Origin of the sequence: Hymenobacter sp. UYP22, from assembly GCF_040547285.1 — a bacterium.
GTDB lineage: Bacteria > Bacteroidota > Bacteroidia > Cytophagales > Hymenobacteraceae > Hymenobacter.
The window spans coordinates 71,333-85,053 of sequence record NZ_JBEPPK010000001.1; the positions used below are offsets into that span (position 1 = coordinate 71,333).

Genomic DNA, 13,721 nt, shown 5'->3' on the forward strand with positions numbered 1-13,721 from the left:
ATGCAAGCCGTTGTCATCATCCCCGAGCAGGAGTGGCGGCAGCTTGTCGGCCGCCTCGACAAGCTGGAGCAGGCCACCCAGGCCGCCACGGCGGCCACTGATGCCGCCGCCGAGGAAATCCTGAACGTGCGCCAGGCCGCCGCCTTCCTGGGCATGCAGCCCGATGGGCTGCGCAAGGCCCGCCGCGCCAAACGCATTACCGGCGTGCGCATCAACGAGAAGGAGTGGGGCTTCCGCCGCGCGGAGCTCACGCGCTACCAGAACCGCTACAACCGCCACCCGCTGTCGGCCACCGCATGAGCCCGGCCGTTATTTCCCTATTCGACCACTCGGGCCGCTTCGTGGCACCCTGGGCCGCCGCCGGCTACGTCTGCTACTGCATCGACGTGCAGCACCCGCCCGGCGAAACCTGGCAGGGCAACGTGTGCCTGGTCGGCGGCGACGTGCGCCGCTTCGTGCCCCCGGCCGGCCCGGTGGCTTTCGTGGCTGCCTTCCCGCCCTGCACCGACCTGAGCAACGCCGGCGCCCACCTGTTCCGCGTCAAGGGCATCCGGGCCCTGGCCGCCGCCCTCGACCTGGTGGGTGCCGCCGCCGACCTCTGCCACCGCCTGGGCGCGCCCTACTTCCTGGAAAACCCCCGCGGCCAGCTCCGCCACTACTGGCGCGAGCCCGACTACCAGTTCGACCCCTGCGAGTATGCCGGCTGGCTCCCCGACCCCGAAGCCGAGGCCTACACCAAGCGCACCTGCCTCTGGACCGGCCACGGCTTCCGGATGCCCGAAAAGCGCCCCGTCTTTCCGGTGCAGGGCTCGATGGTCGACAAGGTATCCGGCTCGAAGAACCGCGCCAACCTGCGCAGCCTCACGCCCCGCGGCTTTTCGGCCGCCGTCTTTCACGCCCACCATCCCGCTTCCCAACCGGTATGAACCAGCAACTCGCCCCCATCGTCGGCCCTGAGGCCGCTACGTCCATCATCCGCATCCAAAAGGCCAAAATCAAGGACTACCAGCTGCAGGCCGAATTCACCGAGCAGCGCGACCCGGACGCCCCGGCCCGCGCCTTCACGCTCACCAGTCCGGAGTTGATCCACCCCGACCTGCACCACCGCTTCGCCCGCCTCGTCCCGCACCTGTGCCTGCTCTGCGAGCAGCTCACGGAAACCCCCGACTTCTGGCCCGACGACGAGGCCGAGGAGCTGCCCGCGCACTTCGACAGCTTCACCGTTACCGGCCTGAGCCTGGGCCGCAGCGGGGGAGGGGTCACGCTCATCGGCCAGCGCCGCCTCGCCGGCAACCGGGTGCTCAACCTCACCAGCCCCTACGTAGCCTACAACGACGAAACCGGCGCCGAATACGCCTACGCCGGCCTGCTGGAAGCCTCCGTGCAGGAGGCCCTGACGGAAGTGGAGGCCGCCCTGCGCGGCAAGCACAGTGACGCCGGTAAGCAGCTCGGCTTGTTTGAGCCGGTCCCCGGCTTCACGGCCATCGACGAGCCATTCATTCCCCTCAGCGCGGCCCATGCATGAACTTCATCCTCCACACCATGGCCGCCCACCAGCAGCTCAGCGCCCGCCCCGAGGCCCGGCCCCACCACGTCAGCCTCTATTGGGCCCTGTTCTACCAGTGGAACGCTGCCCGCTTTGCCACCGGCCTGCTGCTCGACCACGCCGCCCTCATGCAGGCCGCCCGCATCGGCAACGAGCGCACCTACCGGGCCACCCTCTACGACCTCGATACCTGGGGCCTGCTCACCTACCAGCCCAGCCAGTCCCGGCACGAGAAAAGCCGCTGCTACCTCACCGATTTATCGGAGGCGGAAGTGCCCCCGGTAGCCCCGCTTACCACGGGCAGAAGTGCCCCCGATAAAACCGCGTTACCGGGGGCAGAAGTGCCCGAAGCACTTCGGGCAGAAGTGCCCCCGATAAGCGGTTTATCGGGGGCAGAAGTGCCCGAAGACACCTTATATAGTAAAACAGTAGATGTAAACTGTGTAGTAGTAAACAGGGGCACCGCCGCCCCGCACCAAAAAAAAATAGCGGTGCTCGAAGGCGAAGGGCTTTCAGGCGCGGAACTGCTCGACGACACCGCCCCGCCCACCGGTGCAGACCCGGCCCCAACGTCAGCCCCCAAAGAAAAAGTTGCGCCAAAAAGAAAGGGGGTAAAGCAGGCCGCCATTCGCGCAGCTGCCACCGGCCAAGCCAGCCACCCCGACCGCCCGGCCCGGCGTGGCCGGCAGCAGCTTCCCGAAGTGCCCTTTGCCGAGTCAGAGCTGGCCGATGTGGAGAAGTTCATTCAGGCCTTCGACGGTACCGACTACCAGCTGGCTGATTTACGCTTCTACCACGCCAAGATTCAGGCCTGGCGCGACCGGAAGACCGGCGAGCCGCCCCGGCGCCGCGACTGGAAAGCCTGCGCCACGCAATTCTTTCTCAACGATGCCCATGAAAACCGCCTCAAACTCGCTCCCCACGTCCAGCGCCGCCCCGATGGTACCCTCCACGAGCAGCCCCCGGCCGGAGACTTCTTTGCTGCAACTGGCTTCAAATCCAAGTACGACCAGTAGCCACCTGGCCGCCACGCCCAACCCCGCCGCCCGCCTCGTGCTGGCCGAGCTGTCAGTGGGCCTCACGCCGGCCCAGGCCGCCGCCGCCCCCAAGCTGTTTCAGCTCAAGTGGAAGTTAGGGGAGGAGGTGGTCGTCAAGCTGCTGGTCATCATCCTGCGCGCCTTCGTCGACAGCGTGCGCGTAGCCGACAAGCCAGACGCCGCCGACATCCTGGAGCTGGCCGACACGCTGGCCCACACCTACACCCACGACAGCGTCAAGGATATCATTCTGGCCCTGAAACAGGCCCGTACCACCGGCACCATATTCTTCAACGCCCTCGACCCGGCCACCATTTACGGGCTGTTCAATACCTACTTCGAGAAGAAGGCCCAGTACCTGGAAAACGGCCACCTCGACCAAAAAACCCAGGCCATCAGCCAGGAGGCCGTCACCCTCCACCAGCTGCAGCAGGCCGCCCCCGCGCTGGTGCAGTCTGTGGCCCTGATGATTCCCCCCAGCCACCCCAACGCCCAACACCTGCGCGACAAGCTCACCCTCATCAAGCAGAAATACCGCCGCGGCCTGCTCACCGACGAGCAGGCCACCCAGCAGCGCCAACAGGTACAGCAGGCCATCCACCGCCACCCCCGGCCCGACTGGCAGCCTTCCGAGGCCGCCCAACAGCAGATCCTCCGGCGCCACCAGCAGGCCACCCGCCGCTTCGCTGAGAAGTGGGGGATTGACCCTTTACAGCTTTGAAAAACTGTTTATTCTCTACATTCAGAAATGCATTTCAACGCAGTTGTGACGTACCTTACGGATCTTTCTTACAGCTTTCATTTACTTATCATCGATAATGTCCTTACGTCAGCTATCCGATTTACAGACCCATCAACAAAGCTGGTATTCTTACATAGAGGCGCGTAAAGCTCTTATCCAATTCAACGAGCAGCCTATTGCTATCAAGTCGGCCGCCAATATTACTCCTTCAGCAGATGAATGGAAAGTTGAATTAGAGCAGGTTAACTCTGTATCCTTGTTCTATGAGTCCGCTCGACAAACGCTTCGTTTGCGGGAAAGTGACATCCGGGAAAAAGAAGGGCTCTTTTGTCTCCCGTGGAACACCACTGTTACGGAGGGAACATTAAATAGCCTGAAGCAAACAGCTGAAACCTGTTATATGGAGTTCGAACCGGCTCCAATGCTTAAAGGGACCATAGGAAGTTGGTTTGAGCACCCAGACTTGGTAAAAGCCAAGGCTACTTCGCTGTTACAACAGGCTGGAATAGCCTTTCCTTGGAATATTGTAAAAGCAGAGTGCCAGGGCGAAGCCTCTAATCACCAGACCGATCTGGAAATAGTATTAATGGTCAATTTAGACAGTTCTGCTATGTCCACTGCTGAGCGTAACGCTAAACGGTGGGCGCACGCTGAAGCTCGGATGGCGTTGACAAGGATTTTGACCAGCCATGGATTCGTGGCGCGTGGGGTGAAAGCGTCTTTAGTTACAAGTCGGTTTACCAGAAATGTTTGGGCATCTTCCTTTAGTCAGTTAGTTCAACAAACTTGGGTGGCAGACTTGGTTGAGCAGGAACATGTCAAAATTTGTCAGCTGCGCTACTGCTTCCAGACCAGCGCTGGTGAAAAATCGTCATCGGGTTTATTGGAAGAGATAGGTGCTGAGTTAAGACTGGCTTTCCCAAGGATCCAACCTGTTCTTAGCGCCAACAGCCTTCGGCTGGAATTCCAATATTATCTGGATTTCTCCAAACGAACAGCTCAGGTACTACGGCTTCGTAATCTTCTCGATACATACCAAGACAGGTTGGAGCAGGTCGGCTTAGTAGCACGTTTGTTCGGCACAGATCAGCTACACTTTCTGGCCCGCCCCGATCAACGGCGTCAGCAGGAAGATGCCGCCACCCGCTTCAGTAAGCTTGCCGGGGAAGAAGTAGGAATAGGGGAAGACAAAAACTACCAGAAAATTGGTAAGCTGGCTCGGGTACAGTTTCCCTTTCTGACTATTGCATTAGCACCGGAGATTGATGTCGAAACCCGCCTTCAGCTATACAAAAAGTTGATCGCCGGCAATTCCATCACCCCAAACCTGACTGGAGAACGGGAAAAGCTGGCCCGCCTTTCTGATGCGCTGCGCCGTATGACAGATCCTAAAAAGTCTGTCCCCAATCCGCAACTACGCGCCGCGTTATTCGATGCTGCTCAGGCCAGAGCTGTATCAGAGCCCGCCGAACTGAATGTTGGCTCGGCCACATGGCAGGAGGTAGCACAGCACTCTTTTCTGCGTCTCAATGAATCGCAGCACGCCAGCGTTGTGGCCACTCTGTTGGCTCCTGATATGGCGTTGGTGCAGGGGCCACCTGGCACCGGCAAATCAACTGCCATTTCCCAGATAATCTGGCACCTGGTTCGCCAGAATCCACTGAACCGTATCCTGCTCACCTCCGAAACCAATACGGCTGTCGATAACGCACTGGAGAAGCTGGAGAATGGTTTTCATAATCTCGTCAAGCCAATCCGGATTGGCTCTGAAGCAAAGATGGAAGAGGAGGGTGGACGCTATGCCCTGACCCGGTTGGAGGAATGGGCCACTGCGCCTACTGAAGCCCAATCAGGACCAGTTGACCAGTCTGATAACATCCTGCGCCGCTGGATGCGCACGATTGCCCGCCGGGCCACTGCCCAGGCTCTACTGCCGACCGAACTGACGACAGCATGGACGGCAGCCCTGGATGACCTGGCTCCGGCAACCCGCGCTGTGGTGCTGAAACACTACTTGGAGAATGTTAATGTCATAGGGGCTACCGGCGGCTCTTTAGGCGAGAAAAGTACCCGCAGTACTCCAATTAAACCTGTCTACACCAAGTTTTTCCGGCAGTATAGAAAAGTGTTTGCTGAGCGGCTGACGGCAACGGAGGTAAGTCAGAAGAATAGCGCAAAGAATTCAGGTAAAGGCTCGTCATCAGCTAATACTATTGATACTTCCGGTATTCGGTTTGATGTGGTGGTGATGGATGAAGCCAGTAAGGCCACGCCTCCTGAGCTGGCTCTGGCCTTGGTTTATGCATATAAAGCCATCATTATCGGAGACCACCGTCAGCTGCCTCCTTTGCTGGACGAGGGGGATTTTCGTAGTACCCTGTTAGCTGCCGGCGCCCCGGAGCTGGCAGCCCGGTTCTCGCGTGCTGATGCTGAAACTTCCCAGTTCGAGCGCCTGTTCACCCGGCCTGGCGTCCAGCCAGGGGTTGTATCGCGTTTTGACACGCAGTACCGCATGCACCCAGATATTAATGCGGTTATCGAGCAGTTCTACGTCGATGATAATGGCCTCAAGTGCGGTATACCGGAGGCAGCCGCTGATGAACCCAATCTGAGTAGCGCGCTTAGTCGCTACCATGGCTTAACGCACCCGGTACTGGTTAGCCCCTCTGACCATCTTATATGGGTAGAAGTGGACGAGCCTGAACTGCTGGCTGGCACCTCCCGCATCAACCCATCCGAGGTTCAGGCCACGGAAGCCGTGCTGGCTTGCTTGTCACAGAGCCAGGGGTTCGAGGAATTTCAGGCCCATTGGACCAAGCCTGAAGAGCGCGAAGTAGCGCTGATTACTTTTTACGGCCGACAGGTAAATCTGCTTCAGGAAGTTGCTGCGCAGTTTAGTGATACTATTCCCTGTCGGGTACAAACCGTTGATAAATTTCAGGGTATGGAGCGCAATATTGTGGTCGTGTCGCTGGTGCGCAGCGATAAGATTGCTGCTACCCGTTTTCAGGAGCCTGATTTGGAGGCTTATCCCGCCAGCGGTGGGTACCCACTGCAGCCCAGCCTGGGATTCGCTCAGTTTCCCAATAGACTAAACGTAGCTCTCTCCCGGGCAAAGCGTCTGCTTATTATCGTAGGTAACAGCCGCCACTTTAGCCGGAACGACTGTTATCGGCGCGTCTACGAAACCGTCCAGGCCCGTGGCCGGGTAGTGCCCTATGCTGACCTGTTACCTTATCTAAAAAGCTAACGGACCTGCGCCACCTAATTACTTTTTTACTTCTCTATCCCTAGTCCCAGTGTCCTACCCAGGTTTTACTTTTCTTGAAGATCAGCCCGAGCATCTGGGCTTGAGAAAGCAGCACGTCAGAATTCAGTATCGTCGTGCACAGCCTGTGCCTACGGAGGAAGCCATCATCCTGCAGTGTCTGGAACACCTGGGAGGCGAGGTAGATGAGTTGGTACTGGGTACTGCATTGGGATTCGCTCTTACCGAAGATTTTACGGTTACGCCCCTGCGCTACCGCGACGCGGCTGAGGTGGCTATCTGGGAAGAGTTATTAGCTGGGTTAGCTGATTTTGGCCTGATTCGCCGAGAGGATAAAACTATTGCCCGAACAGCCTTCACTCATTTAGCTGCCACGCAGCGCGTGAAGTATCAATACTTCCGGGCTACCTGTAGCTATTGGGAATTCGAGAAATTAACCGGGCCCGCAGATTTCCCTTTTCATGAATTTGGTTTCCAAGCCGCCCTCACAAACGAAGTGCTAGTGGAACACCCTGGCCGGCGTATCGAACTGCAGCCGGGGCCGGATACGCAACTGTCTGAATACGCTTGGCAGCAATTGAGAAGTCAGGTCGAAGTAGCTTTAGCCGATTTATCTGAAGTTGGTTACGCTGGTAGTACTAAACAGTTTGCAACTCCGGGTGGCATTCCTATTACCGGCTACTGTTACCGCCTCAGCACCGCTCCTCCGTTGGCCGACGCTGCTGATTACCGCTTTACTGTTGCGGTGAATGAAACGGCCAGCCCACTGCTGACTACGTTAGTCAACCAGCCCGCTAACGAAGTATTGCGGATGCAGTGGGGGCACTCCTGCGAATTTGCCCGGTTTTGGCAGGATTCCGCGGCAGTAATCGATGCGTCGCAATTGCGACGGTTCAGTCAGGACTGGAAATGGGCCGACCTACTGGCGGATTCCCGCCTGAATTGGTTTCAGCCTGAGGTGTTGCCAGCATTAGCACGCCTCGTGCCTCCAACCCACCATTCACAGCTTTCCACCCATATCCCGCTCGCTCTCTGCCAGGCACGATTCGATGAGTTTCCTGACCTCTGGGACTGGGCGGTGTTATCAGCTCGTCTAGAACACGGGTTTATTTCCGCTCACCTTACCCAGGCGCTGGACGAAGAGCTGCGGTACCCCTGGGATTTTGAGGTATTGTCACAGCGCAACCCGGCGGCCGTGGAAAGCTGGCTTACTCAGCTTCTGCAGTCATCCTGGGCCAATCAGCTGGTAGGCACCGAGACCTTTCAGTGGGACTGGGCCGTGTTGGCTAACCGCTTGTCAGAAACATTTATCCTCGCGCATCTTGCTGTTCTGCCTTTTAGTCGCAGTCTGCTGCTTGGACGCGGTGCTCAATTCATAGAAGCTGCCCTAAAAGCCGAAATGGAGGTAGGCCGTTTTGGTACCTGGAACCGAGAGCAGGTACTGACTACAGTGTCTTTGGCTTTTCTGTGGGAGCATCTGGAGCAACTGGTTCATCTACTGCCCTGGCACGGTCTGCTCGGACGGTTGCTGGCAGTGGGCCAGCTACCTCCTTCTGCTGCTGAGCAGACCAGGCTGCTGGCGTTGCTGCGTAAGCATCGCGACGATATAAACCCCCTGACTACACAGCCGCTGGCTTGGACGCCGGAGCTAATAGCTGTCTTCGATGAGCTGGGGTTGTTGCAGTGGGCTTCCGGTTCGTTCAGCCCCGGGTTCGAGCAGCATCCCGCTGTTGCTTGGACTACTGAGCATTTTGCCCGTTACCATTCCCGAGTGCGCACCGCTGCCGGGGCTGCTTTTGTCAGTGCTCAGCTCCGCGAGGTAGAGCGCATTGTCGAATACCCGGATTTTGCCTGGGACTGGGCTGCGCTGTCGTCCAATGAACATCTCTCCTGGACCCCGGCTCTTACTACCCGCTACCTCGACCGTATTGTTTGGAGCCGGTTGCTGCAGCAATTCGGGCCGTCAAAAGTCGCCTTTCGGTTGCCTGGGCTGCACAGCCAATTGCAGGCAAATGCTCCTGCATCATTGCCTGACCTCTGGGCTTACGCCAATCAGCACCTGCTGGTATCTGTGTTGCTTTCTTGGTATACAACATATCGGGAGCACCTTAATCTGGCACAGCTCTGCCGCCGTGACCCGGATGCAGTAGTAGATTTCCTCCTGATCCAGCAGGACTTTAATGCCGAATGGAATTGGCCCGCGTTGGTTCATACTACGCCTGCCAGGCTGGAACTGCTGCTGTCAGCGGCCGATAAAGAATACCGCCAGCAGCCCAATGAACAACTGGCAAGCCTGTCCCAGGCAGCTGCTCCGCACCTTGAGCTGGAATACAGCCTCACCACTGCCCCGGGGCTTGCGTTGCCGTGGGACTGGAAATATGTCAGTGGCCAACTCTCGCCTACGCAGCTTGCTCACTATGTGTCCCAGCTGGCCCCGAAAATAGACTGGACCCAGATAGTAAGCCAGGAGGCTATGCATTTCCTCCTCACTACTGTATGGGTGCTCGATGCTCAGGTGCAGCCTTGGCTGCCATGGCCCCTGGTAACACCGCTACTCAGCCCTGAGCAGGTGCAGGCGAATTGGAGCCCGTTGGCAGCATATCTTGATTGGCCCTACCTCATGCGCCAGCCGGAACTCTACTCGCTGCTGCACGCACATCTGCTCGATCATCCGGTCGTGAAGGAATACCTGCCCTGGGACTATATTCTGAGCCAAGTTATATCACCCGACGAGCTGGTCGCCAACTTGCCGCTTTGGAGCCGCCGCCTCACCACTCTCCACAACCCGGAAGTTCGGTCAGCAGCCTTTGCCGCTTTCACCCGACAACTGCCGGTAGAAGTTATTGTGCCTACTCCCAACGGGCAACCTATCTATCCGCGTCCGGAAGCAACGCCAGTAAGTGAGCTGCCCCTCGATTGGCACCTGTTGTCTGCTGATTCTCGACTTGCGCAGCATTTCACCCGCGAAACGCTTCGCCGCTACCGCAGCTATTGGCACTGGCCTACTCTCTCGCGTAATCCCGAGTTGAATGCTAATCCTGATTATCTACTGGATCCGGGCTTTAGTTCTCTCTGGGACTGGACGTATATCTCGCAATACAGTCAATTTATCGGGGGATACCAAGAACAGGCTAATAAGCAGCTCAAGGCTGACCTCCGTCGCTACAATCAATTTGTCGACTGGGCGGCGCTTAGCCTGCGTCAGGATGTGGTGTTCTCAGATAAGATTCTCACTGATTTCAAGTTTAAATCATGGGATTGGAAGATGCTGTCTGCTTCTCCCGCGTTGCGGCTTGAAGATGAAGGGCTGCTGGCATTGCAGAATCGGGGCTGGGACTGGGCTGCGCTGTCTGCTAACCCACGGCTCTCCATTCACCTGGAAACAGTAGAGTCCCTTGCCAACCAGGATTGGGACTGGGCTAAGCTATCCGCTAATCCTGGCCTTCGCTTCGACGGAGCCACCCTCTGCAGATTGGCCGGACAAGCTTGGGACTGGCCAACACTTACGCGCAATCATCGATTAAAATGGACGGCTGACTTATTACAAACGCTGGCCGACTATCCGCTCGACTGGGTGTACCTCGCTACCCGACGTGATATAGAATGGTCAATTGACTTGCTCCGCCATGTGTCTGCCCATTTGCCGTGGCTTCAATTGTCACGCAATCCGCCCTTCAACCTTACTGCGGACCGCCTGCGCGAGTTTCAGGCTTATTGGGACTTCAAAGAGTTGTCCCATAGTAAAGCATTGGCCGACTGGTGGGAGGAAACCAAGAATAAAGAAGATAAGGATGTTCAAAGAAAGCTGGTTCAGCCAGCCGAGGTACTGGTAGCCACCGCTGATTTGCCCTGGGATTGGCAATATTTGTCAGAGTGTACAGATATAGCCTTCAATACAGAGTTACTGGATGGTCTGAAATCGTACCTGCATTGGCCCACGTTGTCCCGCCGCGCGTGGGGATATGCCTTTCAGACAGACTGGCTGCAGCGCTATAGTAACTATTGGGATTTAGTAGCCTTAGCCATTCACGCAGCCTTGCCGGAACCTGCTCAGCAACCGGTCATGAATTTGATTAGGGCTGATTCAACACGCGTCTTGCTCTATCTCTACTACTTGGAAAGGCATGCCCCCAAATCCGAGTGGTCTGGCTATGCTTTCCACTGCACACACCTGACCAATGCGGCTTCCATCATTCGCTCCGGACAGTTGCTTTCGCGACGTGAGGTTCGCAAAACACCTCATAAGCTGGCCGATGCTTCTGGTAGTATTAACTACCATCCTAGTTCTGTCTGGGACTACGCGCGGCTCTATTACCGTCCCCACACCTTTACTCAATACTACACAGAGCAGTTAGGCTTGGATTGGCAGCTGGTGCAGGAAAAGAAAGCCAAGGATAATGCACCATATTTTCGGGCCGAAAGCTTGGGTTTTCCCAAGTGTCCTATTCCCATCTACTTCCGTTTCCGACTCTCTGAGATTCTGGCCACTCAATTGGATCGGTTCTACGTCAGTGACGGTAATATGCAAAAGAGTAATACTGAATATGGACCCTTGGCAAACATGCTTCACCGGCTTGATACTAGCTATTTAATATATCATCACAAGAATAATGGCCCTAGACTTACTCCGGAACAATGGAGTTTGCATAAAGATGTTTCACAACAGGAAATCCTGATTAAATCTGGTTTGTCTCTGTCGAAGCTGGATACCATCGACATCTTCGTGCCCGACTACTGGGCGGCGGAAGAGTTGCGTCGTCTCATCGGCCATGACCATCCGCTAGCTGCTCGTATCCAAGCTGGAAATGGCTGTTTCCGCCATGAAAACCGGAGCCTCGAATGCTCTTACTCCGAAACGCATGTCGAGGTCAACACTGACTTTACCGATCCATATGACCTAGTATTAGAATGCGCTGATCTGGATAATGCAGATTTGTCGGAGATGCCGGCCGAAACTTATCGTCGTTTAGGCAATAAGCTCATCGCCGAAAAACTTCTTCGGGTTTCTTGGCCAGCGCCTACCGGCTTCCGCGTTCTGTTCCGCGACAAAGTAGACAGCCGTCCCGGCGGCCGCCGCGAATACGAATTGTTTCAGCAGGAAGTCGAATAAGCCCTATAGCCTGAACCCAAATAGTATTTAATCCCATCTTACAAGCCCTGCCTCAAGGTTACTCACACTTTACTTATGCTACAAAGCGCCGCCTTCACTACCTGGATGCTCGATCAGGGTTATCCACCCAAAACACCTCGTGTATACCTGCGTGATATTAAACGCATCGAGCAACGTCTGGGCATGACCCTGGAGCCCATTACGGTTGCCAATACCAATCAAATGATTCACCTTCTCGGCAACGAAGCTCCAGCCCGCACTACCAAACACATAGGCAATGACCGCTCAGCGGTCAACTGCTACCACGAGTTCCGTACCGGTCTGGCATTGCCCGGTTACCGTCGGCGTGGTCCCCGCCCCCAAGCCACATAGACTGCTCTGGTATCCTCGCAAGGTGGCTTGGCTTGCAATCAGCCACCTTGCCACCGCCGCTCCTGTACCAGTGTTTTAAGCGTGAACGCCCGTAGTTCTTCGGGTACCTGCGCTTCCGGCTTCAGCCGGAAGGGGCGTCGCTCATTGGCCTCGGGTTCAAAGTACACCTGCTGAAACTCCCGCTCATAAAAGGGCTGGGCTGCTGTCAGCATCCGGGGCGTAAAGGCAGCCTCCTGGTCGCGGCCTGCCACCAGTACCGGTACATCCGATTCCTGCCGAAAACGCGCCACGCGCACTTCCGGCAAAACTGGTTGCGCCTCCAACAGCTCCCGTTCTGTTTCCCAGTCCCGCCGCGGCTGATCCTCCCAGCCAGTGGCCACCTGCTGGTATGCCCGTTCCTGCAGTATATCTTGGCGAATCTGCGCTGTGGCTGCCTTGTCCTTTGCCCACCAAGCCAGTGGGAGCGCCTTTACAGCCTGCAATTCCTCGCCGTGCCCGGCCAGCGGCCCCAGTTTGATATTCACCCAGTACGCAAAGCGTTTCAGCTCGGCCCCTACGAAGGCCTTGCTGCGGTAAGCTGTATACGGTATCAGGTTTCGGCGCCGGATAGCGTAGGGGCGGGCCGAAAAATCAATGCCGAACGATTGCTCATCCAACTTGTCAATCAGTCCTGAGCTCTGCACGTGGGCATGCAGCAAATGCTGCTGCCCGGTTTGCAGGTCGCCGGCCCGTACAAGAAACCGCTGCTGCCGGGGCGTTGCGCCGCTAAAGCGCCGTAGCTCCTGCGCATCATCTCCCAGCAGTAGCAGTGTCTGCCCTGGCAGCGCGAGTACATTATATCCCACAAGAGGTAGAATCTGGTACAGATTATCTGTATTGCTCGTCTGGTAGGGGCGTTGCAGGGCTTTGTAGGCCGCCCGCAGGTTCGGGTCGAGCTTATGACACTCCTTTCTGATATGCTCCAGGTATGTCCGGCAATGCCAATAGAAGTCCGAATTCTGAGCGCAGGACGTTACTGTCGAGGCTTCAAAATTGTCACCCAGTTGTGCACGTTGCGTGAAGTTATGGCTGCCCACCCACACCTCCGCCTGCCCGTTGGGCATATCCAGCACCAGCATTTTGGGGTGCATCAGGTTGTGGCGTAACCGCAACTGGCCATCTTGCTTCTCACTTACATCCCTGAGATACAGATAGAAGTTGCTGGCTCCTTCCTGATGGAAGGCACATAAGGCATCTACTTTGGTGGTGTCCTTAATATCCACGCAGCAAAAAGAGTCACCCCACTTCAGCAGTTCCGTGAAGTTGCGGTGTAAGTCATTCGGCCAACGGGTCCAGTAGCACACGCTGGCCCGTATGGCCGTGGCCTGGCCCAGGCTGAAATTAAGCCGGTCGATGATGGACCGGTCACTCTTCGTGGCAAAGCCCGTGGGTAGAAATTCCGGAAGCATAAAGTATAGTTTCCGCCAAAGCTACCACGCAGACGGTACAGCTGCCCTTTTTAGGACAAATAATTGTGAGAACTGGCCTGTATAGCTGCGATGCTCCTGCTTTCAGCACACCCTATGGAAGCTGGTGTGTAAGAGAGTGATATTGAAAAATTAAGAAATAATGAAAAATAATGTAATTGATAATCAAGTATTTGAATA

General features: G+C 56.5%; 9 protein-coding genes. 8 read left to right on the forward strand and 1 reads right to left on the reverse strand.

Going from position 1 to position 13,721, the window contains the following annotated elements:
- The 8 genes from ABIB60_RS00345 (at window position 1) to ABIB60_RS00380 (ending at window position 12,075) form a co-directional block, all read left to right on the forward strand.
- The gene (locus ABIB60_RS00345) at window positions 1–300 is read left to right on the forward strand and encodes a hypothetical protein (RefSeq protein WP_044017638.1); all 300 of its coding nucleotides are present in this window, start codon (window positions 1–3) and stop codon (window positions 298–300) included.
- Entirely contained in the window at window positions 297–926 is a 630-nt protein-coding gene (locus ABIB60_RS00350) for a hypothetical protein (RefSeq protein WP_354576948.1), read from the forward strand. Before ABIB60_RS00345 ends, ABIB60_RS00350 begins: the two co-directional genes overlap by 4 nt.
- On the forward strand, window positions 923–1,525 hold the full coding sequence (locus ABIB60_RS00355; RefSeq protein WP_354576949.1) for a hypothetical protein: 603 nt from the start codon (window positions 923–925) through the stop codon (window positions 1,523–1,525). Before ABIB60_RS00350 ends, ABIB60_RS00355 begins: the two co-directional genes overlap by 4 nt.
- On the forward strand, window positions 1,522–2,562 hold the full coding sequence (locus tag ABIB60_RS00360; RefSeq protein ID WP_354576950.1) for a hypothetical protein: 1,041 nt from the start codon (window positions 1,522–1,524) through the stop codon (window positions 2,560–2,562). Before ABIB60_RS00355 ends, ABIB60_RS00360 begins: the two co-directional genes overlap by 4 nt.
- Window positions 2,525–3,304 carry a hypothetical protein gene (locus ABIB60_RS00365; RefSeq protein ID WP_354576951.1) on the forward strand — a complete coding sequence of 260 codons (780 nt, stop codon included), beginning with the start codon at window positions 2,525–2,527 and terminating at the stop codon, window positions 3,302–3,304. Before ABIB60_RS00360 ends, ABIB60_RS00365 begins: the two co-directional genes overlap by 38 nt.
- Window positions 3,305–3,401: 97 nt before the next feature.
- A complete protein-coding gene (locus ABIB60_RS00370) occupies window positions 3,402–6,575 on the forward strand; it encodes a DEAD/DEAH box helicase (RefSeq protein ID WP_354576952.1) in 3,174 nt (1,057 codons plus the stop codon).
- Between the two features lie 49 nt (window positions 6,576–6,624).
- A complete protein-coding gene (locus tag ABIB60_RS00375) occupies window positions 6,625–11,703 on the forward strand; it encodes a DarT ssDNA thymidine ADP-ribosyltransferase family protein (RefSeq protein ID WP_354576953.1) in 5,079 nt (1,692 codons plus the stop codon).
- 75 nt (window positions 11,704–11,778) lie between these two features.
- Window positions 11,779–12,075, forward strand: a complete 297-nt coding sequence (locus tag ABIB60_RS00380; protein ID WP_354576954.1) for a hypothetical protein — start codon at window positions 11,779–11,781, stop codon at window positions 12,073–12,075.
- A gap of 38 nt (window positions 12,076–12,113) precedes the next feature.
- Here the strand turns inward: ABIB60_RS00380 and ABIB60_RS00385 are convergent, their stop codons facing one another.
- Entirely contained in the window at window positions 12,114–13,523 is a 1,410-nt protein-coding gene (locus ABIB60_RS00385) for a phospholipase D-like domain-containing protein (RefSeq protein WP_354576955.1), read from the reverse strand.
- Between the last annotated feature and the right edge of the window lie 198 nt (window positions 13,524–13,721).